The organism is Streptomyces sp. NBC_00876, from assembly GCF_045207435.1.
In the GTDB taxonomy this organism is placed as follows: domain Bacteria; phylum Actinomycetota; class Actinomycetes; order Streptomycetales; family Streptomycetaceae; genus Streptomyces.
Genome location: NZ_CP108800.1, coordinates 293,766 through 318,350, shown reverse-complemented (window position 1 = coordinate 318,350; position 24,585 = coordinate 293,766). Strand labels below are relative to the sequence as shown.

Below are 24,585 nucleotides of genomic sequence, written 5' to 3'. Positions count from 1 at the left end.
ACCGGTCCTTCGCGGCCACTCGGCCCGGCCGCCGGCCGGGCCTCGGTCAGCTGCCCGGCCGGTCCCGCTCGTCCACGATCCTGCGGAACTTGCCGACCGACCTCTCCAGCGTCCCGGGGTCGAGGATCTCGACCCCGACCGAGACCCCGATCCCGTCCTTGACGGCAGCCGCGACCGACGCGGCAGCCGCGGCCCGCTGCTCCTGGGTCGCTCCGGCCCGGGCCTCCGCCCGTACCGTCAGCACGTCGAGCCGTCCCTGACGGGTCAGCCGGAGCTGGAAGTGCGGCGACACCCCCGGCGTACGGAGCACGATCTCCTCGATCTGCGTCGGGAAGAGGTTCACCCCGCGCAGGATCACCAGATCGTCGCTGCGCCCGGTCACCTTCTCCATCCGCCGGAAGACCCTGGCGGTGCCCGGCAGCAGTCGGGTCAGGTCCCGGGTGCGGTAGCGGATCACCGGCATGGCCTCCTTGGTGAGCGAGGTGAACACCAGCTCACCCTCCTCCCCTTCGGGCAGCACCTCGCCGGTGAACGGGTCGACCACCTCGGGATAGAAGTGGTCCTCCCAGATGTGCAGCCCGTCCTTCGTCTCCACGCACTCCTGTGCCACGCCCGGACCCATCACCTCGGAGAGCCCGTATATGTCGACCGCGTCGATCGCGAACCGCTCCTCGATCTCGCGGCGCATCTCCTGCGTCCACGGCTCGGCCCCGAAGATGCCCACCTTCAGCGATGTCGTGCGCGGGTCGACACCCTGCCGCTCGAACTCGTCCAGGAGCGTCAGCATGTAGGACGGCGTCACCATGATGATCTCGGGCCGGAAGTCCTGGATCAGCTGGACCTGCCGGGCCGTCATGCCGCCCGAGGCGGGAATGACCGTACAGCCGAGCCGTTCCGCCCCGTAGTGCGCGCCCAGGCCGCCGGTGAACAGCCCGTACCCGTAAGCGACGTGCACCTTCTGTCCAGGGCGTCCGCCGGCCGCCCTGATCGAGCGGGCCACCACATCCGCCCAGGTGTCCAGGTCCTTCTCGGTGTATCCGACGACGGTCGGCCGGCCCGTCGTGCCGCTGGACGCGTGGATGCGCCGCACCTGCTCCTCGGGCACCGCGAACATCCCGAACGGATAGTTGTCGCGCAGATCGGCCTTGGTGGTGAACGGGAACCGGGCCAGGTCGGCGAGGGAGCGGCAGTCCTGCGGACGCAGCCCCGCCCGGTCGAACGCCGCCCGGTAGTGGCCGACACGGGTGTACGCGTGATGCAGTGTCGTCCGCAGCCGTTCCAGCTGCAGGGCCCGCAGCTCCTCGCGGTCCATGCGTTCCGCCGCGTCCAGCAGAGCCGTCATGCGGATCTCCCTCTTCCCGTGCGCACCATGCAGTCGACCGATCATTCGGTCGTTTCTCTCGGGAGCAGTAATTCAGGATCCTCCGCCGCATGGCAAGAGGTGCGGCGCATCCGGTGCGCACCGCCCCTCCACCGGCCCGGGGCCGCCGCGCCCCGCCACCGCGTGCCGCAGGGCCGCCGAGACGGGCCGGCCCGCCTCGCGAGGACATCCGGCCCGGTCCGCCGCAATCGCCGGGGGCGGTCCGCATCGCGGATACGCCCGTACCGAACACGGCTGCATCACCCGGTCGGCCCTGTTTGGATGGGTCCATGCCGACTTTCCACTCATACGACGGGACCGAGCTCGCCTATCACCTCAAGGGGGAGGGCGCACCGCTGATCTGTCTGCCGGGCGGCGCGATGCGGGCGAGTGCCTATCTCGGCGACCTCGGCGGGCTCTGCGCCACACGGCAGCTGGTACTGCTGGATCTGCGCGGGACCGGGGACTCCGCCGAACCGGACGACACCTCGACCTACCGCTGCGACCGTCTGGTCGACGATGTCGAGGCGCTGCGCGTCCACCTGGGACTGGAGCGCATCGATCTGCTGGCCCACTCGGCGGCAGGTGACCTCGCCTCGCTCTATGCCGCACGCCACCCGCAGGCCCTGCGCAGCCTGATCCTCGTCGCCCCCGGCACCCAGGCCACCGGATTCGCCTTCGTGGAACGCGAGGCCCGGGAAGCGGCCGCGCTGCGCAGCGCGGAACCCTGGTACGAGCAGGCGCTTCCCGCGCTGGAGGAGATCTGGGCTGGGCGCATCACGGCCGAACTGCGGGCCGCTGCCAGGCCGTTCCTCTACGGCCGCTGGGACGCCGCCGCGCAGGCCCACGCCTCCCTCTCGGCGCAGCAGATCAACTCCATTGCCGCACAGGCCTATTACGGGCAAGGGGCCTTCGATCCCGCCGGGACGGTGGCGGCGCTGCGTGAGTTCCCGGCACCGGTACTCGTCCTCACCGGTGCGTACGACGGGTTGACCACACCCGACCGGGCAGCCGAACTGGCCGCGCTCTTCCCCGAGTCGGAGTTCGCCGTGCAGCGGGGAGCCGGACACTTCCCCTGGCTCGACGACCCGGGTGCGTTCGTCCGGACCGTCACGGCGTTCCTGGACCCGGACGTGCGCAGCGTCCAGGCCGGAGGGATACGGCTCGCCTACCGGGTGTGGGGCGACCCCGGCGCCCCGCCCGTCGTCCTCGCCCACGGACGCTGCGGCTCCAGCACCACCTGGACCGCCGTCGCCGAACAACTCGCCGCCGCACACCGGGTGTACGCCTTCGACTTCCGCGGCCACGGGCTCAGCGACTGGACCGGCCGCTACTCCTTCGAGCTTTTCCGCGACGACCTGCACGCCTTCCTGGAGGCCCGCAACCTCTCCGGCGCCACGGTCGTCGGGCACTCCATGGGCGGCGCCGCGGCCTATCTGCTCGCCGAACGGCAGCCCGGACTCATCGGCCGCCTCGTCCTGGAGGAAGCGCCGCCGCCCTTCCCGCTCGATCCGCCCCGTGCTCCCGTCGAACGCCCCGAGGAGGAACTCGGCTTCGACTGGCCGGTCGTGCCCGCCACCGACGCGCAGCTCAACGAGCCCGATCCGGCCGGCCGCGAACGACTCGGCGAGATCACGGCCCCCACGCTCGTCATCGGCGGCGGGCCGGGCAGCCAGATCGACCAGGAGGACCTCGCCTGGATGGCCCGGCAGATACCCGGCGCCCGGCACATCACCATCGAGGCGGGTCATCTCGTCCACACCGAACGGCCGGAGGAATTCCTCACGGCCCTGCGGTCGTTCGGCGTGGGCTGAGCCGGCGGAACCGCCCGCCGCGTCAGTCCCGGCGCAGCAGCGTCACCATGGCGTCGTACAGGGTCGCCTCTGCGTCCTCGGCGTTCTCGGCGCCCGAGACCGAGCGCCAGGCGACGAACCCGTCCGGGCGCACCAGAACCGCGCCCTCGGGGCTCGTCCCGTGCGCCCCGGCCCAGTCGGCACCGGCCTCCGGCTCCAGATCGCCGGCCGGGCCGGTGCCGATCCCGAACGCGTCGAGCCGCACCCCCAGCCGGTCCCCGACCCGCGCCGCAGCCCGGCGCCACGCCACGTCCGCACCGTCGGCGAGGAGCACGAAGGACCGCTCGTACAGATCCAGGGTGGAGATCCGCTCACCGGACCGCCGCACCCACAAGTGCGGTGCCCGGCTCCCCGGTTCACCCGTCAGCTGCATCCCCTGCGGCACCACCGGCTGCTCCGGGGCGACGCCCAGCACCGCGCCGTCCACATAGCGGTAGCCCAGTGCCACATTCAGCATCCCGCCCCGCTTGCCGCCGCCCGCGGTGGGCGGCGCCGCATAGCCGGGGTGGCTGTGCTCGCCGGAACGGGCCGAGGCGCGCTCACTCGTCGCCCGCGCCACCGGCAGCCGCTCCGCCCCGTACGTGTCCAGCAGACCGGGACCGGCCTCGCCGCGCAGTACGGCTGCCAGCTTCCACGCCAGGTTGTGCGCGTCCTGGATGCCGGTGTTGGAGCCGAACGCCCCGGTGGGCGACATCTCGTGGGCCGAGTCGCCGGCGAGGAACACCCGGCCCCGGGAGTACCGGTCGGCCACGCGCTCAGCCGCATGCCACGGAGCCTTGCCGGTGATCTCGACGTCGATGTCCGGCGCACCGACGGCCGTGCGGATGTGCTCCGCGCACCGCTCGTCCGTGAAGTCCTCCAGCGTCTCGCCCCGGCCGGGCTGCCACGGTGCGTGGAACACCCATTCCTTCTCGTTGTCCACCGGCAGCAGGGCGCCGTCCGCCTTCGGATTGGTCAGATAGCACACGATGAAGCGCCGGTCGCCCAGCACATCGGCGAGCCGGCGCGAACGGAAGGTGATGCTCACGTTGTGGAACAGGTCGCCGGCACCCGACCGGCCGATGCGCAGCTGCTCGCGGACCGGACTGCGCGGGCCGTCGGCGGCGATCAGGTAGTCCGCCCGCACCGTCGTGTGCTCACCCGTCTGCCGGTTCTTCAAGGTGGCCGAGACACCTGAGCCGTCCGGGTCGAACGACATCAGTTCGGTGGAGAACCGCAGATCCCCGCCCTGCTGCCGGGCCCGCTCCAGCAGGACGGGCTCGAGGTCGTTCTGACTGCACAGGCACCAGCCCGTCGGGCTGAAGCGGGCGATGCCGCCACCCGGGTCGATCTCCTTGAACAGCCACTCCTGGTCGTCACCGGTCAGCGAACCGGCTTGCAGGATGCCGTGGTTCTCCGCCAGGACCGACGCCGCCGCCCGGATCTGCGGCTCCACACCCGCCCGGCGGAACACCTCCATCGTGCGGACGTTGTTGCCGCGGCCGCGCGGGTGCGTCGAGGTGGCGGCGTGCTTCTCGACCAGCAGGTGCTCGACGCCGAGCCGGCCGAGGAAGAGGGACGCGGACAGGCCCACCAGGGAGCCGCCCACGATGAGGACCGGTACGTGGAGGTCGACGTTCTCGTTCATGAGTTGCTCCAGCTCGGACGTCGTACAGATGCAGTGTCCATGCCCTCGTCCGAGCGGTTCGGACGCCCGCTCACCTGAACGGTTCATAAATCTCGCGTCAGGCGGACCAGCGTTTCACGATCGGTCACGGAGACGACGCCCCCGGTTCGGGGCGGACCGTGCGCATCCGCCGGGAGACTCCCCGCTCCGATCCCCTCGACAGCCGGCAGTTCCCCGCCCGCCCGGCCGGTTTCTCCCCCCGTCTCGAAGGAGTTCGCAAGATGACCACCACCCTCTCGGAACGGACCTCCCAGTCCGCCTTCGACGGATCAAGGCTGCGGGTCATCCTGCTGCTTGACCTGCACGACGGCGCCCAGAAGCAGTTCCTGGAGGCGTACGAGCACATGCGCAACCAGGTCGCCTCGATCCCCGGCCACATCAGCGACCAGCTGTGCCAGTCCATCGAGAACCCGTCCCAGTGGCTCATCACCAGCGAGTGGGAGAGCGCGCCGCCCTTCCTGGCCTGGGTCAACAGCGAGGACCACGTCGCCACGGTCCAGCCCCTGCACAGCTGCGTGCGCGACACCCGTTCGCTGCGCTTCAGCGTCCTGCGCGAGACCGGCGCGGCCTTCGAGGAGAGCTTCGAGCCCGTCAAGGGCGGTCTCCAGGCCGCGCCCCGCCTCGGGGACGGGGTGGTGCGCCACGCGCTGACCTTCACCGTCAAGCCGGGCACCGAGGAGATCGTCGCGAAGATCCTTGCCGACTACGACTCCCCGCAGGCCCGGGTCGACGAGCACACCCGCCTGCGCCGCACCTCGCTCTTCATGCACGGCAACCGGGTGGTGCGCGCGGTCGAGGTCGAGGGTGACCTCCTCGCGGCCCTGCGCCACGTCTCCCGGCAGCCCGGGGTACGGGCCGTCGAGGAAGCGATCAACCCGTATCTGGAGCAGGACCGCGACCTGGCCGACCCCGACTCCGCCCGGATGTTCTTCACCCGGGCGGCCCTGCCCACCGTCCACCACGTGACGACGGGCCGCCACGCAGCCGGGGAGCGCAAGCGCCACGCGCTGTTCTACCAGGCCAAGGAGGGCTGCGGAATGGCGCTGGCCCGCCTTCTGGCCGAGCACGACGAGGAGGAGGCCGACAACACCGGCAGCCCCATCGAGAGCAGCACGATCTTCCAGCGCGACGACATCGTGGTCCGTCTGCTGGAGGTGGGCGGCCCGCTCGACGCGCAGCCCGCCAAGGCCCTCGGCATCCACGGCCCCGGCAAGGCCGCCCGGCTCGCCCGCCTCCTCGACGGGGACGCGAACGCCGTGCCGACCACCGACCAGGACGCCGCACGCTTCCTCGCCCGGTCCGAGATGAAGCTCATCACCGACCGGCGGGCCGCGGAGTCCTGAGCCGCGCATCAGCACCCTGGGGGGTTCTCGCTCAGCCCGTCGACACAACGCGCCACGCGCCAGGAGGAAAGCACTCATGACCCTGCACCGGCCACGCATCGTGGACCTCAGTGAGACCCAGCCCAACACCAGGCGCGGGGGTGACCTGCGCGCCCTTCTCACCCCGACGGCCGTGGGCGCCACCAGCGGCTTCATGGGGCTGGCCATCATTCAGCCCGGCGACCGCATCGGTGAGCACTACCACCCGTACTCGGAGGAGTTCGTCTACGTCGTGGACGGGCTGCTCGAAGTGGACCTGGACGGCGAGCCGTACGCGATGCGCCCGGACCAGGGGCTGCTGATTCCCCTGAACGTACGCCACCGCTTCCGCAACGTCGGTGACGTCGAGGCGCGCATGGTCTTCCACCTCGGCCCGCTCGCCCCCCGCCCGGAACTCGGCCACGTCGACACCGAGGTCACCGAGTCCGCCGAGCGGGGCGCGCCGCCAGAACGATCCGAGGCGGCTTCATGACCCGGCGGGTGGCGGTCACGGGCGTCGGCGTCGTCGCGCCGGGCGGTATCGGCACGCCGGCCTTCTGGGACCTCCTGTCCAGCGGCCGCACCGCGACACGGGGCATCACCCTCTTCGACCCGGCCGGCTTCCGTTCCCGGATCGCCGCCGAATGCGACTTCGATCCGGCCGCGTACGGACTGGACGCCGAAGAGGTCGCCCGGGCGGACCGGTACGTGCAGTTCGCGATGGTGGCCGCCCGGGAGGCACTGGCCGATGCGGGCCTCGACGTGGAGCGCACCGACCCCTGGCGGATGGGGGTGTCGCTCGGCACCGCCGTCGGCGGAACCACCCGGCTGGAGCACGACTACGTCGCCGTCAGCGACAGCGGCGCCCGCTGGGACGTCGACCACCGCCCGGCCGGCCCCCACCTGGAACGCGCCTTCTCGCCCAGCACGCTGGCCGCGGCGGTCGCCGAGCAGGTCGGTGCGCACGGTCCCGTGCAGACCGTCTCGACGGGCTGCACCTCGGGCCTCGACGCGATCGGCTACGCCTTCCACTCCATCGAGGAGGGCCGTGTCGACGTCTGCATCGCCGGGGCGTCGGACTCGCCGATCACCCCGATCACCGTGGCGTGCTTCGACGCGATCAAGGCGACCTCGGCGAACAACGAGGACCCGGAGCACGCCTCCCGGCCCTTCGACTCCCGCCGCGACGGCTTCGTGATGGGCGAGGGCGGAGCCGTACTGGTCCTGGAGGAGCTGGAACACGCCCGTGCCCGCGGCGCGACGGTGTACTGCGAGATCGCGGGCTACGCGACCTTCGGCAACGCGTACCACATGACCGGGCTGACCCCGGAGGGCCTGGAGATGGCCGAGGCCATCAACCGGGCGCTCGGCCACGCGGGGATCGCGGCCTCGGACATCGACTACGTCAACGCGCACGGCTCGGGCACCAAGCAGAACGACCGGCACGAGACCGCGGCCGTGAAGCGGGCACTCGGCGCGCACGCCCACGACGTACCGATGAGCTCCATCAAGTCGATGGTGGGTCACTCGCTCGGGGCGATCGGCGCGATAGAGATCGCCGCGTGCGTACTGGCGTTGGTCAACCAGACGGTGCCGCCGACGGCGAACTACGAGTCCCCGGACCCCGAGTGCGACCTCGACTACGTGCCGCGCACCGCACGTCAGCTGAAACTGCGCAGCGTTCTGTCGGTCGGCAGCGGATTCGGTGGATTCCAGTCCGCGGTGGCCCTGACCAGAACCGGTGGGAGGACACCATGAACACCCGAGAGGCCCGGCGCACCGTCGTCACCGGCATCGGCGTCGTCGCCCCCAACGGCACGAGCACCGAAGCCTTCTGGAAGCGGACGCAGGAAGGCCTGAGCGTCCTGGACCGGGTCACCCGCGAAGGGTGCGAGGAACTGCCGCTGCACGTGGCCGGCGAGGTCAGGGGCTTCGACCCCGTCTCGCTGATCGAGGAGCGGTACCTCGTACAGACCGACCGGTTCACGCACTTCGCGATGGCCGCCGCCGACATGGCGCTGGACGACGCCCGGCTGGGCCGTGCCGACTACGAGGACGCGCCGTTCAGCGTGGGCGTGGTCACCGCCGCCGGTTCCGGTGGCGGTGAGTTCGGCCAGCGCGAACTGCAGAGGCTGTGGGGCCAGGGCTCCAAGTACGTCGGCCCCTACCAGTCGATCGCCTGGTTCTACGCGGCCAGCACCGGCCAGATCTCCATCCGTGGCGGCTTCAAGGGGCCGTGCGCGGTGGTGGCCAGCGACGAGGCCGGCGGCCTCGACGCCCTGGCGCACGCCGCCCGGTCCGTCCGGCGCGGCACGGACGCGGTGGTGGTCGGCGCGGCCGAGGCCCCGCTCGCGCCCTACTCCGTCGTCTGCCAGCTCGGCTACCGCGACCTGAGCGCCTGCGACGACCCGACGCGGGCCTACCGCCCGTTCACCTCGGACGCCTGCGGATTCGTGCCCGCCGAGGGCGGCGCGATGTTCGTGGTCGAGGAAGAGGGCGCGGCCCTGCGGCGCGGCGCCCGGATCCGGGCCCAACTGGCCGGTCACGCCGCCACCTTCACCACCGCGATGCGGTGGGAGGAGTCCCGCGAGGGGCTCGCCCACGCCATCGAGGGCGCACTGCGGGAGGCCGGCTGCGCGCCCGAGGAGATCGACGTGGTCTTCGCGGACGCCCTCGGCGTTCCCGCCGCGGACCGGGCCGAGGCACTGGCGCTGGCCGACGCGCTCGGCGCACACGGCCGGCGCGTCCCGGTCACCGCGCCCAAGACCGGAATCGGACGGGCCTACTGCGGAGCTCCGGTGCTGGACGCGGCCGCCGCCGTCCTCGCCATGGAGAACGGCCTGATCCCGCCCACGCCCAACGTCTTCGAGGTCTGCCACGACCTCGACGTCGTCATGGGCCGGGCCCGCCCCGCCGAACTGCGCACGGCCCTCGTGCTCAGCCGCGGCCTCATGGGCTCGAACGCGGCCATGGTGCTGCGGCGCCCCGCGTGAGCCCCACCGACACCCTCTCGTGAGAAGGAGAAGTCCCTCATGACCGAACGACTGACGTATGAAGAGCTGGCCGTCCTGATGAAGAAGGGCGCCGGACTGACCGTCGACCCCAAGGAGATGGAGAACCGGTCCGGCACCGCCTTCGACGAGTTCGGCCTCGACTCGCTGGGTCTCCTCGGCATCGTCGGCGTACTGGAGAACCGGCACGGCCAGCCGCTGCCGGCCGACGCCGACCGGTGCAAGACGCCCCGCGAGTTCCTCGACCTCGTCAACAACACCCTCATGACAGGAGCCTGACGTGTCCGGACACACCGAGAACGAGATCGTCATCGCCGCACCCCTGGACCTCGTCTGGGACGTGACGAACGACCTGGAGAACTGGCCCCAGCTGTTCAGCGAGTACGCCTCGGTCGAGGTCATCGAGCGCGACGGCGAGCGGACCACCTTCCGCCTGACCATGCACCCCGACGACAACGACAAGGTGTGGAGCTGGGTCTCCGAGCGCACCACGGACCGGCCCGGACGCACCGTCCGGGCCCGCCGAGTCGAGCCCGGCCCCTTCCAGCACATGGACATCCACTGGGAGTACTCCGAGGTCCCCGGCGGCACGCGCATGCACTGGGCGCAGGACTTCGCGATGCGCCCCGACGCCCCGGTCGACGACGCCTGGATGACCGACAACATCAACCGCAACTCCCGCGTCCAGATGGAACTCATCCGGGACCGGATCGAGCAGCGCGACCGCGAGCGGCGCACCTCCGCCGTCCAGGCCGGCTGACGCAGCGTTCACCGACGGCCCGGCCGCCCGGCCCCCGGCCGGGTTCCGGACCGGGAACCAGAAAGGCATCACCCGATGCACCACGCTCTGATCGTCGCCCGTATGGCGCCGGAGTCGGCGCCGGACATCGCCGAACTGTTCGCCGCCTCCGACAGCAGCGAGCTGCCGCACCTGGTCGGCGTCACCCGGCGCAAGCTGTTCCAGTTCGGCGACGTCTACCTGCACCTGATCGAGTCCGAGCGCCCGCCCGGCCCGGAGATCGCCAAGGTGACCGGGCACCCGGCGTTCAAGGACATCAGCGACCGGCTCACCGCCTTCGTCAGCCCCTACGACCCGCAGACGTGGCGGGGGCCGAAGGACGCGATGGCCCAGGAGTTCTACCGGTGGGAGCGCGACACCACCGCCTGACGACACCGAATCGCCCCGGGTCCGGCCGCAAGGCCGGACCCGGGGCGATTTCCGTGCTGCCCAGGGAAGGCGGGATCAGTCGGGGACCACGCACTCGAACGCGTGCAGGTACGGGTTGACCGGCCGGATCTCACCGATCAGCAGCCCGGCGTCGGACAGCCGGTCGACCAGGCTCTGCCGGGTGTGCTTGGCTCCGCCGACGTTCAGGAGCAGCAGCAGGTCCATGGCGGTGGTGAAGCGCATCGAGGGGGTGTCGTCGACGAGGTTCTCGATGACGACGACCCGGGCCCCGGGACGCGCCGCCGCGACGACGCTGCGCAGCGCCCGGCGGGTGCTGTCGTCGTCCCACTCCAGGATGTTCTTGATGATGTAGAGGTCGGCCGCCACCGGGATGCCCTCACGGCAGTCCCCGGCCACGATGTCCGCCCGGCCGGCGAGCGAGCCGCCGTCCCGCAGCCGTTCGTCGGCCCGGGCCACCACGCCCGGCAGGTCCATCAGGGTGCCGCTGACCGACGGGTGCTTCTCCAGCAGGCTCGCCAGTACGTGCCCCTGGCCACCGCCGATGTCGGCGACGACGGACACCCCGGTGAGGTCCAGGAGAGCGGCGACGTCCAGCGCGGACTGCATGCTGGAGGTCGTCATGGCCCGGTTGAACACCTGGGCCGACTCATGGGCGTCCTGGTGGAGGTAGTCGAAGAACTCCTTGCCGTACACGTCCTTGAAGACGTTGCGGCCCGAGCGCACCGCGTCGTCCAGACGCGGCCAGACCTCCCAGGTCCAGGGCTCGGTGCACCACAGCGAGATGTACCGCAGGCTGTTCGGGTCGTCCTCGCGCAGCAGCCGGGACATCTCCGTGTGGGCGAAGGTGCCGTCGGCGTTCTCGGTGAAGATGCCGTAGCAGGACAGGGCGCGCAGCAGCCGCTGCAGCGGCACGGGTTCGGTCTTCACGATCGCGGCCAGCGCGGCCGCGGTGGCCGGCGTCTCGCCGAGCGCGTCGGCGACACCCAGGCGGGCGGCGGCACGCACGGCCGCGGAGCGGGCCGCGCCGAACACGATCTCGCGCAGCCGCATCGCCGGCTGCGGGGTGGGAACGGGCTGGACGGGGGTGGTGGCGGGGGTGGTGCTCACGGTGGTCATACCGTCTCGCTTCTCCTTGTGCGGGGGGACACCGGTCAGCACATCCCGGCCGGTGCTGAGGTGGTGCAGACATTGCCGGTGAAGCGGTTGCCCGTGCCGGTGTCATCGCCGGCCAGGTCCGCCGGCTGATTGCCGAGGACGACGTTGCCGCTGATGGTGTTGTCCCTGTTCTTCGCGCCCACGAAGCTCTTGAACAGCACGACGCCGCCCGAGAGCGGCGTGGCGCCCACGTTGTTGCGGATCAGGTTGGACCGCACCTCGGTGGCCTCGGTGCCGGTGAGGACGATCCCGGAGCCCTGGATCGCCGGGAGGCGCTCGGTGGCGGCGCAGAACTTGTTGTTGTCGGTGATCCGGTTGGACCGGATGGTCATGGCGCCCGCCTGCGGCGTTCCCTCGTCGCCCACGACGAACACGCCGCTGCAGTTCGCGGTGAAGGTGTTGTCGCGGACCGACAGATCGCGCACGCGCCGTGCGGTGAACCCGATCCGGTTGTCCGTCAGGGTGTTGCCCCGGACCCGGGTTCCCCCGGTGTCGGTGGCGCCGCCCTCCTCGTCGACGCTGTTGGCGACGAAGATGCCCGCGTCGCCGTTGGAGCGGGCGGTGTTGTCCCGGATGTCGGAGCGGGTGGACCGCTGCTGGGCGATGCCCCAGACCCCGTTGGACCCGGAGGTCACGGACCGCACGTCCAGCCGGTCCGTCCAGGAGGCCCAGACGCCGCTCCGGGCGAACCCGGAGACGTTCAGGGACCTGATGGACACGTTGTCCACGGTGTGCTGCGCCGTGCCCAGCACGCAGACCCCGTTGCCGGCCTTCGCGCAGGCGTTGTCCGGCTGTGCGCCGCTCGCCCCCGGCACGATGACGGTACGTTCCCCGGAGCCCCGCAGGGTCAGGCCGGGCGTGGTGATCAGCACGCTCTCGCGGTACGTACCCGGCCGGACGACGATGGTGTCACCGGGCTGCGCCGCGTCCACCGCCGCCTGGATCGACTGGCCCGGAGACACCACATGACCGCCGGCGGCCGCGGCCGGCCCGGCCGGCACGACCGCGCCCAGTCCGGCCGCCGAGGCGGCTGCGATTCCCACGAGGCATTTGATGTGTCGTTTCCTCATGAGCCGAAGCTATGGGCGATCACCCCCGGATGCCACGCAGGGTGAGCGGTTGGGTACGGGCCGTGCCCGAATGGCTTACGCCGCTGCCGCCGCCCCGCGTCCGCGGTGGACGCGGGGCCGTGCACTCGGGTGATTCGCCGCCGCCGGGCCGGGGCCGGATCAGTCGGCGGCCCCGGTGGCGGGTGCGACGACGGAGCGGGCCCACCGGTAGTCCGCCTTGCCGCTGGGGGAGCGCTGGATCTGCGGGGCGATGACCAGGTGGCGCGGGATCTTGTAGCCGGCCAGCCGGGTCCGGCAGTGCGCCTGGACATCGTCGAGCGTCGGCGCGTCGGCGCCGTCACGCAGCTGCACCACGGCGGCGACCTGATTGCCCCAGCGCTTGTCGGGAGCGCCCGCCACCAGTGCGTCGTACACATCCGGGTGGGACTTGAGTGCCTGCTCGACCTCCTCCGGATACACCTTCTCGCCCCCGGTGTTGATGCACTGCGAACCCCGGCCGAGGACCGTGACGATGCCGTCGGCGTCGACCGTCGCCATGTCGCCGAGCAGCACCCAGCGCTCATCGCCCTTGCGGAAGAACGTCTCGGCCGTCTTGGCCGGGTCGTTGTAGTAGCCGAGCGGTACGTGACCGCGCTGGGCGATCCTCCCCGGTTCACCCGGGGACACCGGTTCGTACGTCGCCGGGTCGACGACCGCCGTACGGGCGTTGACCCGGAGCCGGAAGCCGTTCTCGGGGCTGGAGTCGGCGGTCGCGGTGCCGTTGAAGCCGGACTCGGACGAGCCGAAGTTGTTCAGCAGCATCACGTTGGGCACCAGTGCCTGGAACTCCGCCCGCACCGAGTCGGACATGATCGCGCCCGAACTGGAGACGGAGAACAGCGCCGAACAGTCGGTGCCCTTCAGCGGCCCGTTCAACGCGTCGATCAGCGGCCTCAGCATCGCGTCGCCCACCAGCGACACACTGGTGACCTTCTCCTTCTCGATCGTACGCAGCACCTCGTGCGGCACGAACTTGCGGTGCACGACGACCCGCTGCCCGAAGTTGAAGCCGATGAACGCGGTGAGCGTCGAGGTGCCGTGCATCAGCGGGGGAGTGGGGAAGAAGGTGATGCCCTCCCCGCCGGCCGCCACCCGCTCGGCCAGCTCCTGCGGGGTCTTCACCGCGTCGCCGGTCGGCGCTCCGCCGCCCAGACCGGAGAAGAAGAGGTCCTCCTGGCGCCACATCACCCCCTTGGGCATGCCCGTGGTGCCGCCCGTGTAGATGATGAACTGGTCGTCGGCCGAGCGGGGCGGGAAGCCGCGCCCGGGATCCCCGGCGGCCTCCGCCTCGGCGTACGCGACGGCCTCGGCCCCGGGTACGCCGTCCGTGGACGCGCCCACCCGTACGAGATGGCGCAGCTTCGGCGCCTGGGGAGCGGCGGCCGCGACTCGCTCGTCGAACTCGGCGTCGAAGACCAGCGCCGCCAGATCCGCGTCGCGGTAGAGATAGACCAGCTCCTCCTCCACGTAACGGTAGTTGACGTTGACCGGCACGATGCGCGCCTTCAGGCAGGCCAGCACGGTCTGGAGGTATTCGATGCCGTTGTAGAGATGCAGCCCCAGGTGCTCGCCGGGGCCGATGCCGGCCTCGATGAGGTGGTGGGCGATGCGGTTGGCCGCCGCGTCGAGCTCCGCGTACGTGAGCCTGCGCTCGGCGCCTGTTCCGGGATGGTCGAGGTAGACGAGCGCCTCGCGTTCCGGGACAGCGTCGACGACCGATTCGAACAGGTCGGCAAGGTTGTACTCCACCGTTCCTCCTGACCCCGGTTGCTGAGTGGCCCGGCGGTCATTAGAGCGCCCACCGGCACAAGTGGGAAGAGGGCCCGGGAAGAAATCTGACTCCCTGTCAGAAAACTATTGAACTGCCTCCCCGACTACTGCAACCTGTTCTAGCCTCACGACGGGAGACAGACCATGGGCGGTACGGAACACCTCACCGTGCAGCGCGAAGGCGCCACACTGGTGCTCACCTTGAACCGGCCCGAGAGCAAGAACGCGCTCTCGCTGCCGATGCTGGTCGGCCTGTACGACGGCTGGCTGGCCGCGGACGCGGACGAGGAGATCCGCTCCGTCGTCCTCACCGGAGCCGGCGGCTGCTTCTGCGCCGGCATGGACCTCAAGGCCCTCGCGGGCGGCGGGATGGAGGGCGAGCAGTACCGGGACCGGATGACGGCCGACCCCGATCTGCACTGGAAGGCCATGCTGCGCCACCACCGCCCCCGCAAACCCGTCATCGCCGCCGTCGAGGGCCACTGCGTGGCGGGCGGCACCGAGATCCTCCAGGGCACCGACATCCGCATCGCCGGTGCGGGCGCCACCTTCGGCCTCTTCGAGGTCAAGCGGGGCCTCTTCCCCATCGGCGGCTCGACCGTACGGCTGCCGCGTCAGATCGCCCGCACCCACGCCCTCGAGATGCTGCTCACCGGCCGCCCCTACAGCGCCGATGAGGCGGCCAGGATCGGGCTGATCGGCCGGGTCGTACCGGACGGCACCGCGCTGGAGGCGGCCCTCGCCGTCGCCGAACAGATCAACGCCTGCGGCCCGCTCGCCGTCGAAGAGGTCAAGGCATCGGTCTACGAGACCGCCGAGATGACGGAGACCGAAGGCCTCGCGGCCGAACTCAAGCGCGGCTGGCCCGTCTTCGCCACCGCCGACGCCAAGGAGGGCGCCCGCGCCTTCGCCGAGAAGCGCCCGCCCGTCTACCGGCGGGCCTGACCCCAAGGAGGCACCCGTGCCAGACATACTCAGCGCACCGCTGGTGGTCGAATTCCCCTTCACCCGCTCCCTCGGACCCGTGCAGAGCGCCTTCCTCACCGGGCTGCGCGAACGCACCGTGCTCGGTGTACGGACCTCCGACGGCAAGGTCCTGGTCCCGCCCGTCGAGTACGACCCCGTCACCGCCGAGGAGATCCGGGACCTGGTCGAGGTCGCGGCCACCGGCACGGTCACCACCTGGGCCTGGAACCCGCAGCCCCGCCGCGACCAGCCCCTGGACACACCCTTCGCCTGGGTGCTCGTCCGGCTCGACGGCGCCGACACCGCACTCCTGCACGTGCTGGACGCACCCGGGCCCGAGGCCGTCCGCACCGGCATGCGCGTCCGCGTCCGCTGGGCCGAGGCCCGCACCGGCGCCATCACGGACATCGCGTGCTTCGAACCGTACGAGAGCGAGGCGGGCCGGTCCGCCCCGCACGACGGCGAGTTCGCGGACCCCGTCACCGGCATCGTCACCCCCGCACGCCTCGACTACACCTACTCACCGGGCCGCGCCCAGAGCGCCTACCTGGAGGCGCTGGCGGGCCGGCGCGTCGTCGGCGAACGCTGCCCGTCCTGCCGCAAGGTGTACGTTCCGCCCCGCGGCGCCTGCCCCACCTGCGGTGTCGCCACCGACGAGCGGGTCGAGGTCGGGCCGCGCGGCACCGTCACCACCTTCTGTGTCGTCAACATCAAGGCGAAGAACCTCGACATCGAAGTCCCCTACGTCTACGCGCACATCGCCCTCGACGGCGCCGACCTCGCCCTGCACGCCCGGATCGGCGGCATCCCGTACGACCAGGTACGGATGGGGCTGCGCGTCGAGCCCGTATGGACCGAGGGCAACCGCCACCCCGACCACTACCGGCCCACCGGCGAACCGGACGCCGACTACGACGCGTACAAGGAGCTGGTGTAGATGCGAGACGTGGCGATCGTCGCCTTCGCGCAGACCGACCACCTGCGGCGCACCGACGAGCTCTCCGAAGTCGAGATGCTGATGCCGGTGCTGCACCAGGTCCTGGACGCCACCGGCCTCAGGACCAGTGACATCGGCTTCACCTGCTCCGGCTCCAGCGACTACCTCGCGGGCCGCGCCTTCTCCTTCACCATGGCACTCGACGGCGTGGGCGCGTATCCGCCGATCTCCGAGTCCCATGTGGAGATGGACGGCGCCTGGGCGCTGTACGAGGCCTGGGTCAAGATCCAGACCGGCGAGGCGGACACCGCCCTCGTCTACGCGTACGGGAAGTCCTCGCCCGGCGAGGTGCGCGACGTCCTCACCCGGCAGCTCGACCCCTACTACACCGGCCCGCTGTGGCCCGACTCCGTCGCCCTCGCCGCGCTCCAGGCGCAGGCGCTGATCGACGCGGGCGACACCGACGAGGCCGCGCTCGCGGCGATCGCCGCCCGCAGCCGCGCGGACGCGGCGGACAACCCGCACGCCCAGCTCAGCGGCGCCGTCCCGGCGGGCGACTACGTCGTCAGCCCGCTGCGGACCGGCGACTGCCCGCCCGTCGGCGACGGCGCCGCCGCCGTGATCCTTGCCGCCGGGGACACCGCGAGGGCCCTGTGCTCCCGGCCCGCCTGGATCCGCGGTATCGACCACCGCATCGAGGCCCACGGACTCGGGGTGCGCGAGCTCACCGAGTCGCCGTCGACCCGGCTCGCCGCCGAACGGGCCGGGGTCTTCGAACGGCCCGTCGACACCGCCGAGCTGCACGCCCCGTTCAGCTCGCAGGAAGTGGTGCTGCGCAAGGCGCTCGGCCTCGGCGACGGCGTGCGGGTCAACCCGTCCGGCGGCGCGCTGGCCGCCAATCCGATGATGACCGCCGGGCTGATCCGCCTGGGCGAGGCCGCCGCCCGCATCCACCGCGGCGAGTCCGACCGGGCGCTCGCCCATGCCACGTCCGGGCCCTGCCTCCAGCAGAACCTGGTCGCCGTTCTCGAAGGGGAGAGTGCTCATGCCTAAGGAGCCCGTGGCCGTCGTCGGCATCGGCCAGACCAAGCACGTCGCCGCCCGCCGCGACGTCTCCCTCGCCGGCCTCGTCCGTGAGGCCGCGGTGGCCGCCCTCCAGGACGCCGGGCTGACCTGGGCGGACATCGACGCAGTCGTCATCGGCAAGGCGCCCGACTTCTTCGAGGGCCTGATGATGCCGGAGCTCTACCTCGCCGACGCCCTGGGCGCGGTCGGCAAACCCATGCTCCGGGTCCACACCGCGGGTTCGGTCGGCGGCTCCACGGCGCTCGTCGCCGCGAACCTCGTCGCCGCCCGCGTGCACCGGACCGTCCTCACCCTCGCCTTCGAGAAGCAGTCGGAGTCCAACGCGATGTGGGGGCTCTCCCTCCCCATCCCGTTCCAGCAGCCGCTCCTGGCCGGAGCCGGCGGCTTCTTCGCCCCGCACGTGCGCGCCTACATGCGCCGGACCGGGGCACCGGACACCGTCGGTTCCCTCGTCGCGTACAAGGACCGGCGCAACGCGCTGAAGAACCCGTACGCCCACATCCACGACCCGGACATCACCCTGGAGAAGGTCCAGGCGGCGCCCATGCTCTGGGACCCCATCCGATACTCGGAGACCTGCCCGTCCTCCGACGGGGCCTGCGCGATGATCCTCACCGACCGCGCCGGCGCCGACCGTTCACCGCACCCGCCCGCCTGGGTGCACGGCGGTGCGATGCGCAGCGAACCGACCCTCTTCGCCGGCAAGGACTTCGTCTCACCGCAGGCCGGCAAGGACTGCGCCGCCGATGTGTACCGGCAGGCCGGCATCAGCGACCCGCGCCGGGAGATCGACGCCGTCGAGATGTACGTGCCCTTCTCCTGGTACGAACCGATGTGGCTGGAGAACCTCGGATTCGCCGACGAGGGCGAGGGCTGGAAGCTCACCGAGGCGGGAGTCACCGAACTCGACGGCGATCTTCCGGTCAACCCCTCGGGCGGGGTGCTCTCCACCAACCCCATCGGCGCCTCCGGCATGATCCGCTTCGCCGAGGCCGCCCTCCAGGTACGGGGACGGGCGGGGGAGCACCAGGTGGACGGGGCGCGCCGGGCCCTCGGCCATGCCTACGGCGGCGGCGCCCAGTTCTTCTCCATGTGGCTGGTGGGCGCAGAACCGCCCACGGGATGACCGCAGCCGCTCCGGACGGGCCGCGCGACGTCCCTCCGAGGCCTGTCCGGCGCCGGAGCTGTCGGGGCGGGCCCGTCCGGCCCGCCCCACCGTGCGCCAGGGCGGGCGGTGCACGCCCGGCCGCCGGTGTGCGGCCGGTCGCGCCGTCGATGGGTAGCGTGGTGCGGGTGACTGCCGAGAGTGATCTTCGAACCCTGCTGAGCGGCCTGCGGCCGGAACTGCACCCGGGGCGCTACGTCTACGCGACCGTGCCCGACGGCCTCGTTCCCGACGGCACCGCTCCCGTCGTCACGGTCCGTGAGGCCGAAGGGCTCACCCTGGTACTCGCGGAGGCGGAGGCCGCGGCTGCCGGCCTGCACCACACCTACACGGCGGGCTGGATCACGCTCCGTGTGCACTCGGCGCTGGAGGCCGTCGGACTGACCGCCGCCGTGTCCCTGGCCCTGACGGACGCGGGGATCAGCTGCAACGTGGTGGCCGGGTTCCATCACGATCACCTCTTCGTCCCGTACGGCCGGGCCGCCGAGGCCGTTGCCGTGCTGGAGGCGCTGGCCGCGGAGTCGGGCACGGAGTGACAGGGTGCCGGGCCCGGTCCGGGCGGGGCTGCGTGCCGGGGCCGGCCGCCTGCCGGGGGGTGAATCGCGCGCCCGCCCGCGGCCGGAGGCACCCTCACGCGGATCGGTGCCCCCGGCGCCCGTCCGTGCCCTGTGGGCCCGGCTCGGCGAGGTGAGCCCGGACACGTAACATGTCTGCATGTCCTTCCTCCGCCGCCGTAGTGCCGCCACCCCCGCGGGCCCCGACTTCGACGTCCTGGCCATGGACCCGGGCGACTGGCCCGGAAACCTCGGCGCCGGTCTGCTGCCCGCCCCCGACGGCAGCTGTCAGGGCGTGTTTCTGCGCTACGACCTGTTCGGCGGCCGCGGCCCCGCGATGATCATCGGCAACCTCCCGGAGGGCTCGCCCGCGCGCGAGACCGAGGAGGGCCAGGTCCCCTTCGAGGTGGCCCAGCTGCTGCTCGCCCTGGAGAACGACGAGCCGGTCGAGGTCACCGGCACCGAGGACATGCCCGTGATGCAGGGCGACAACCTGCTGATCGTGCGCCGGGTGAAGCTCTCCGAGAGCCGGATCTCCTGCGTGCAGTTCGACCGCAGCGACGGTGTGCTCGTCACCATCGCCAGCTGGGACCGGCCGATCACCGACGATCTGTACACGCTGCTGAAGCCGTTGCCCGCCGAGCTCTTCCAGCAGGGCTGAGCCCGCTTCGGCCGCCGGGCCGCCGCTTGGCGCCCGGTCCGGTGGTGCCACTTCCGTCCAAGTGCACACGGCCTCCGTCCAAGAGGCCGCTTTGCCATGTCTCTTGTCCGGACAGTCATCGGACCTCTAGCGTCGTCCGGTATGACATCCGGGATGACGCGACGCACCACAGTGAAGACAGTGATCGGCGCAACAGGTGCTCTGGCGCTAGGAGTTCCGGCTCTCGCCGGGACCGCTGTCGCCACCAGTACCTCCGATGAATCGGTGAAGGGCAAACGAGCGGAGGCGCTGCCGAACCCGGTGCTCCACTACCGTGCGCCCGCCGCAGGGTGGGAGCGGGAGTCCCTGCCCATCGGCGGCGGGGCCCTGGGCGCCAGCGTTCACGGAACGCTCGCCTCCGAACTCCTCACCCTCAACGAGAAGACCCTGTGGACGGGCGGACCCGGCTCCTCCCAGGGCTACGACTTCGGCAACTGGACCGCGCCCAGACCCGGCGCTCTCACGGGCGTGCAGCAGCGCCTCGACGCCGAAGGCGCCCTCGGCCCGGACGCCGTGGCCGCCGAACTCGGTCAGGCACGCGTCGGCTACGGCGCCTACCAGGTCTTCGGGGAGCTGCACCTCGACCTGCCGCACGCGCCGGCCGCCCCCGATGACTCCTACCGGCGCGGCCTGGACCTGCGCACCGCCCTCGCGTCCGTCTCCTACACCCACGAAGGGGTCGCCCACACACGGGAGTTCTTCGTCTCGCACCCCGGCTCGGTCATCGCCGGACGGCTGGCAGCGGACCGGCCGGGGCAGGTGGCGTTCACCCTGCGCTACACCTCGCCGCGCAAGGACTTCACCGCATCCGCCACCGGTGACCGCCTCACCGTTCGGGGCGCACTCAAGGACAACGGCCTGCGCTTCGAGGCCCAGATCCGGGTCCGTACCAAGGGCGGCACGGTCAGCGCCGGGGCCGACGGAAGCATCACCGTGACCGGCGCCGACAGTGCCTGGTTCTTCCTCGCCGCGGGCACCGACTACGCGGACACCTATCCCGGCTACCGGGGCGAGGACCCGCACAGCAAGGTCACGGCCGCTGTCGACGCCGCGGCTGCCACCTCCTACGAGCGGGTCCGCGACACCCATGTGAACGACCACCGCACCCTGTTCGACCGGGTCGCACTCGACATCGGCCAGCAGCTGTCCGACCTGCCCACCGACCAGCTGCTCAGCGGCTACACCGGAGGAGCCGCCCCCGCGGACCGCGCTCTGGAGGCCCTCTTCTTCCAGTACGGCCGCTACCTGCTGATCGCCTCCTCACGGGCCGGTTCCCTGCCCGCCAACCTCCAGGGCGTCTGGAACAACTCCACCACCCCGCCCTGGTCCGCCGACTACCACAGCAACATCAACCTCCAGATGAACTACTGGCTCGCCGAGGTCACCAACCTCGCCGAGGCCACGGCCCCGTACGACCGCTACATCCAGGCCATGCGCGAGCCCGGCCGCAGGACGGCCGAGGAGATGTTCGGGACCGCCGGCTGGGTCGTGCACAACGAGACCAACCCGTACGGCTTCACCGGCGTCCACGACTGGTCCACCGCCTTCTGGTTCCCCGAGGCCGCCGCCTGGCTCACCCAGCAGATGTACGAGCACTACCGCTTCAGCGGATCCACCGACTACCTGCGCTCCACCGCGTACCCGGCGATGAAGGAGGCCGCCGAATTCTGGCTGGCCAACCTGCGCACCGACCCGCGCGACGGGCTCCTGGTCGTCACCCCGAGCTACTCGCCCGAGCACGGTGACTTCACCGCCGGGGCCGCGATGTCCCAGCAGATCGTCCACGACCTCCTCACCAACACCCTGGAGGCCGCCCGTACCCTCGGCGACGCAGCCGCCTTCCGGGACCGTCTCGAATCGGCTCTCGAGCAGCTCGACCCCGGTCTGCGCATCGGGTCATGGGGCCAGCTCCAGGAGTGGAAGACCGACCGCGACGACCCGGCCGACGACCACCGCCACGTCTCCCACCTCTTCGCACTCCACCCCGGCCGCCAGATCGAGGCCGGGAGCAGCTGGGCCGAAGCCGCCAAGGTCTCCCTGGGAGCCCGCGGGGACGGCGGCACCGGCTGGTCCAAGGCCTGGAAGATCAACTTCTGGGCCCGGCTGCTCGACGGCACTCACGCCCACAAGATGCTCTCCGAGCAGCTGAAGAGCTCCACCCTGCCCAACCTCTGGGACACCCACCCGCCGTTCCAGATCGACGGGAACTTCGGCGCCACCTCGGGGATCGCGGAGATGCTGCTGCAGAGCCAGCACGACGCCGTCGAGATCCTCCCCGCCCTCCCCGCGGCCTGGCCGGCCGGGTCGGTACGCGGGCTGCGCGCCCGGGGAGGATTCACCGTCGAGATCGAATGGGCCGCCGGGAAGGCCCGCCGTGTGGTGATCACGGCGAGCCGTACCCGCGAAGTGACCGTCCGCAGCACGCTGTTCGCCGGCGGCGAGAAGGTCATCAGGGCCCGTGCGGGCAAGAGCTACACACTGACTCCCGAGAGCTGAGCGAACAGCGAGGCCACCTGCGCCGCCGAAGTGCCGAGCCCCGTGGGACCGCCCAGGTGCCACGGGGCGCCGGTGCCCCGCCGCAGATCCTCCTCGCGGTAGCGCCTGCAGTCCCGGTGCCAGATCAGGATGCCCGCGATCCAGTGCTTCAGCTCCTGGACGTATCCCGCGAGGATCTCCCGCGCCTCGGAGTCGAGCCCGAAGTCGTCGTACAGCAACGGGAGTTCGTGCTCGGCGACGTGCAGGAACTGGCGCAGCCGTGACTTCATCAGGTCGTGCACGATCTCCACCGCGGTCGGATAGTCCACCCCGAAGAAGTTCTGCACCACCAGGACGCCGTTGTGCACCTCACCCTCGTACTCGATCTCCTTCTGGTACGAGAACAGATCGTTGAGCAGCGCGGCATAGTCGGCGGCCGCGTTCTCCAGGGAGCGCAGCGGTCCGCTCCCGTAGATCTCCTGCGGCACCTTCCTGCCGTGCCCGAGCCGGCACAGCGCCATCGTCAGATCCGAGCCGAACGTCATGCGCCGCATCTCGACATAGTCCACCGGGTCGGGAATCCGGTTCTGCGCCTGGTTGGCGAGTTCCCACAGCCAACTGGCCGTCATGTCCTCGATGCACGTGCGGAACGCGCGCCTGCCGCCGTCGTCCATCGGCGCGGAGGTGCGCTCCCAGAGATCGCCCAGGCCGCGCTCCAGCGCGTTCACGGGCACCGGCGGCGCAGCCCCGTCCAGCGGCATGAACAGCGACAGCCGCTCATTGGCGAGACGGGCCCCCGCCAGATCCCGGGTGCGGCCGTGCACCACCGGGAACCAGTCGTCCCCGTACGTCCCCCACGCCAGCCACTGGGAGGACAGATCGAGTTCGTCCGGCGTGGCGTCCGGATGCAGTCCCGCCGCGCACAGCGGAAGGTCGATCGCCAGCAGCCTCTCCTCGTCCCAGATGTGCGAGCCCGGCACCCCCGGCTGCGCCTGAAGGATGCCCATCCGGCCCGCCCAGCCGACGATCCGGACCCGGGCGCCGTCCAGATGCGGACTGAGCGTCGTGCCGAACGGCAGGTCGAAGTCGGGCACCAGGGACGGGCCGACATGCTGGTACGGAAGATGGGTGAGGGCGCGCAGCCGGGCGGACTCCGAGCGGGGCGTGAAGCGGATCGACGCGGCGGCCATCCCGAAGCCGGGCGCCGCCTGCGCGGCCCCGCCGTCGTTCATGTAGCGGCTGGAGCGCATGTGCCACTCATGCCCGCCGGACTGCCAGTCCTGGAGCCCCTTGATGTACGCCAGCACCGCCGCGGTCTGCGCCGCGTCGAGGCCCTTCTCCGCGCAGAGCGGGCCCAGTTCGGTGAGGGCGGTGTTCTCGAACTGCTGGAGCCGCGATGTCAGGAGATCGTTCACCGCCTCCGCAGCCTCCTGTGTCGAGCAGCCGAGGAAGTGCTCCAGGACCAGGACGCCGTTGCTGTTCTCGCCCTCGTCCTCGACCTCCCGCTGGTAGGAGAAGAGGTCGTTGCGCAGGTGGACACCGTCGGAGAACGCATCGCGCAGCACCCGCAGCGCCCGCTCGCCGGCCACGGCCTCGGGCACCTCGGCCCCGGCGGCGTACTCCACCAGCCCCGCCGACCAGGGGGCACCGCCCACCTTGCGGCGCATCTCGATGTACTCGACGGGGTTCGCGATGCGGCCCTCGTTGATGTTGGCGAGCTCCCACAGCGACTCGTTGAGCAGGTTCTTCGTCGCCTCGGCGAACCGTGCCCGCCAGCCGTCGGACATGGCGGGCACGGTCCTGGCCCACAGGTCGGCCAGCCCCGCCTCGACCGGGTTCGTCGGCTCGGGCGTGGGCGCTCCGCGCTCCATGGGCATGAAGGCGGGCAGCCGGTCCAGATACCGTTTCCCGCCCTCACGGTCCGGGGTGCGTTTGAACAGTTCCAGGAAGTGGTCGTCGAAGAAGAAGACCCACACGTACCAGTCGGTGACCAGCGCCAACGCCTCGGCCGAGCAGTCGGGGTGGGTGTAGGCGCACAGCAGGGCGTAGTCGTGGGAGTCGAGGTCCTTCTCCTCCCAGATGCCGGATCCCTCCAGCATTCCCATGGCTCGCGCCCACGCCTTCGTGTGCTGCCGTGCCTCCTCGACATGCGGGCTGAGGCGCGCCGGATACGGAACATAGAAGTCCGGCAGAGTGAAGGGCTGTGCCATGTGCGTCATGCCTCTCCG

Annotated in this window: 21 protein-coding genes; 15 read left to right on the top strand and 6 right to left on the bottom strand. The window is 71.3% G+C overall.

Going from position 1 to position 24,585, the window contains the following annotated elements; translation table 11 throughout:
- Positions 1-46: 46 nt before the first annotated feature.
- Positions 47-1,342 carry a phenylacetate--CoA ligase PaaK gene (paaK, locus tag OG782_RS01490; protein ID WP_406447507.1) on the bottom strand — a complete coding sequence of 432 codons (1,296 nt, stop codon included), beginning with the start codon at positions 1,340-1,342 and terminating at the stop codon, positions 47-49.
- A 308-nt stretch (positions 1,343-1,650) separates the two neighbouring features.
- Between paaK and OG782_RS01485 the strand changes: the two genes are divergently transcribed.
- The gene (locus tag OG782_RS01485) at positions 1,651-3,174 is read left to right on the top strand and encodes an alpha/beta fold hydrolase (RefSeq protein ID WP_406447505.1); all 1,524 of its coding nucleotides are present in this window, start codon (positions 1,651-1,653) and stop codon (positions 3,172-3,174) included.
- 22 nt (positions 3,175-3,196) lie between these two features.
- On the opposite strand, the gene OG782_RS01480 is transcribed toward OG782_RS01485, so the two are convergent.
- Positions 3,197-4,840: an FAD-dependent oxidoreductase gene (locus OG782_RS01480; RefSeq protein WP_406447503.1), complete on the bottom strand. Its 1,644-nt coding sequence runs from the start codon at positions 4,838-4,840 to the stop codon at positions 3,197-3,199.
- 260 nt (positions 4,841-5,100) lie between these two features.
- Here OG782_RS01480 and OG782_RS01475 point away from each other — a divergent pair, with 260 nt between their 5' ends.
- From OG782_RS01475 to OG782_RS01445, 7 genes are all read left to right on the top strand, one after another.
- Complete coding sequence (locus OG782_RS01475) at positions 5,101-6,222, top strand: SchA/CurD-like domain-containing protein (protein ID WP_406447501.1); 1,122 nt, start codon at positions 5,101-5,103, stop codon at positions 6,220-6,222.
- 76 nt (positions 6,223-6,298) lie between these two features.
- Positions 6,299-6,733 (top strand): cupin domain-containing protein, encoded by a 435-nt coding sequence (locus tag OG782_RS01470; RefSeq protein WP_406447499.1) that lies wholly within the window; start codon positions 6,299-6,301, stop codon positions 6,731-6,733.
- Positions 6,730-7,998, top strand: coding sequence for a beta-ketoacyl-[acyl-carrier-protein] synthase family protein (locus OG782_RS01465; RefSeq protein ID WP_406447497.1), 1,269 nt, complete (start codon positions 6,730-6,732; stop codon positions 7,996-7,998). Before OG782_RS01470 ends, OG782_RS01465 begins: the two co-directional genes overlap by 4 nt.
- Positions 7,995-9,233, top strand: coding sequence for a beta-ketoacyl synthase N-terminal-like domain-containing protein (locus OG782_RS01460; protein ID WP_406447495.1), 1,239 nt, complete (start codon positions 7,995-7,997; stop codon positions 9,231-9,233). Before OG782_RS01465 ends, OG782_RS01460 begins: the two co-directional genes overlap by 4 nt.
- 39 nt (positions 9,234-9,272) lie before the next feature.
- Positions 9,273-9,530: an acyl carrier protein gene (locus OG782_RS01455; RefSeq protein WP_406447493.1), complete on the top strand. Its 258-nt coding sequence runs from the start codon at positions 9,273-9,275 to the stop codon at positions 9,528-9,530.
- A 1-nt stretch (position 9,531) separates the two neighbouring features.
- Complete coding sequence (locus tag OG782_RS01450) at positions 9,532-10,011, top strand: SRPBCC family protein (protein ID WP_406447491.1); 480 nt, start codon at positions 9,532-9,534, stop codon at positions 10,009-10,011.
- Positions 10,012-10,086: 75 nt separating this feature from the next.
- Positions 10,087-10,419, top strand: coding sequence for a TcmI family type II polyketide cyclase (locus OG782_RS01445; RefSeq protein WP_406447490.1), 333 nt, complete (start codon positions 10,087-10,089; stop codon positions 10,417-10,419).
- A gap of 75 nt (positions 10,420-10,494) precedes the next feature.
- Here OG782_RS01445 and OG782_RS01440 read toward each other — a convergent pair whose 3' ends face one another.
- From OG782_RS01440 to OG782_RS01430, 3 genes are all read right to left on the bottom strand, one after another.
- On the bottom strand, positions 10,495-11,556 hold the full coding sequence (locus OG782_RS01440; RefSeq protein ID WP_406447488.1) for a methyltransferase: 1,062 nt from the start codon (positions 11,554-11,556) through the stop codon (positions 10,495-10,497).
- Positions 11,557-11,591: 35 nt separating this feature from the next.
- Positions 11,592-12,665, bottom strand: coding sequence for a nitrous oxide reductase family maturation protein NosD (locus tag OG782_RS01435; RefSeq protein ID WP_406447486.1), 1,074 nt, complete (start codon positions 12,663-12,665; stop codon positions 11,592-11,594).
- Positions 12,666-12,824: 159 nt separating this feature from the next.
- Complete coding sequence (locus OG782_RS01430; RefSeq protein WP_406447484.1) at positions 12,825-14,453, bottom strand: acyl-CoA synthetase; 1,629 nt, start codon at positions 14,451-14,453, stop codon at positions 12,825-12,827.
- A 165-nt stretch (positions 14,454-14,618) separates the two neighbouring features.
- Here OG782_RS01430 and OG782_RS01425 point away from each other — a divergent pair, with 165 nt between their 5' ends.
- The 7 genes from OG782_RS01425 to OG782_RS01395 all read left to right on the top strand — a co-directional run bounded on the left by OG782_RS01425 (position 14,619) and on the right by OG782_RS01395 (position 22,378).
- Positions 14,619-15,419: a crotonase/enoyl-CoA hydratase family protein gene (locus tag OG782_RS01425; RefSeq protein ID WP_406447482.1), complete on the top strand. Its 801-nt coding sequence runs from the start codon at positions 14,619-14,621 to the stop codon at positions 15,417-15,419.
- Positions 15,420-15,435: 16 nt separating this feature from the next.
- Positions 15,436-16,377 (top strand): Zn-ribbon domain-containing OB-fold protein, encoded by a 942-nt coding sequence (locus OG782_RS01420; RefSeq protein WP_406447480.1) that lies wholly within the window; start codon positions 15,436-15,438, stop codon positions 16,375-16,377.
- Entirely contained in the window at positions 16,378-17,430 is a 1,053-nt protein-coding gene (locus OG782_RS01415) for a thiolase domain-containing protein (protein ID WP_406447479.1), read from the top strand.
- Positions 17,423-18,589: a thiolase domain-containing protein gene (locus OG782_RS01410; RefSeq protein WP_406447478.1), complete on the top strand. Its 1,167-nt coding sequence runs from the start codon at positions 17,423-17,425 to the stop codon at positions 18,587-18,589. The genes OG782_RS01415 and OG782_RS01410 overlap by 8 nt, the downstream gene beginning before the upstream one ends.
- A 167-nt stretch (positions 18,590-18,756) precedes the next feature.
- Entirely contained in the window at positions 18,757-19,164 is a 408-nt protein-coding gene (locus OG782_RS01405) for an ACT domain-containing protein (protein WP_406447476.1), read from the top strand.
- Positions 19,165-19,342: 178 nt separating this feature from the next.
- Positions 19,343-19,843, top strand: a complete 501-nt coding sequence (locus OG782_RS01400; RefSeq protein ID WP_018550733.1) for a hypothetical protein — start codon at positions 19,343-19,345, stop codon at positions 19,841-19,843.
- Between the two features lie 300 nt (positions 19,844-20,143).
- On the top strand, positions 20,144-22,378 hold the full coding sequence (locus tag OG782_RS01395; RefSeq protein ID WP_406458783.1) for a glycosyl hydrolase family 95 catalytic domain-containing protein: 2,235 nt from the start codon (positions 20,144-20,146) through the stop codon (positions 22,376-22,378).
- On the opposite strand, the gene OG782_RS01390 is transcribed toward OG782_RS01395, so the two are convergent.
- Positions 22,354-24,567 carry a germacradienol/geosmin synthase gene (locus OG782_RS01390; protein WP_406458781.1) on the bottom strand — a complete coding sequence of 738 codons (2,214 nt, stop codon included), beginning with the start codon at positions 24,565-24,567 and terminating at the stop codon, positions 22,354-22,356. The genes OG782_RS01395 and OG782_RS01390 overlap by 25 nt on opposite strands.
- Between the last annotated feature and the right edge of the window lie 18 nt (positions 24,568-24,585).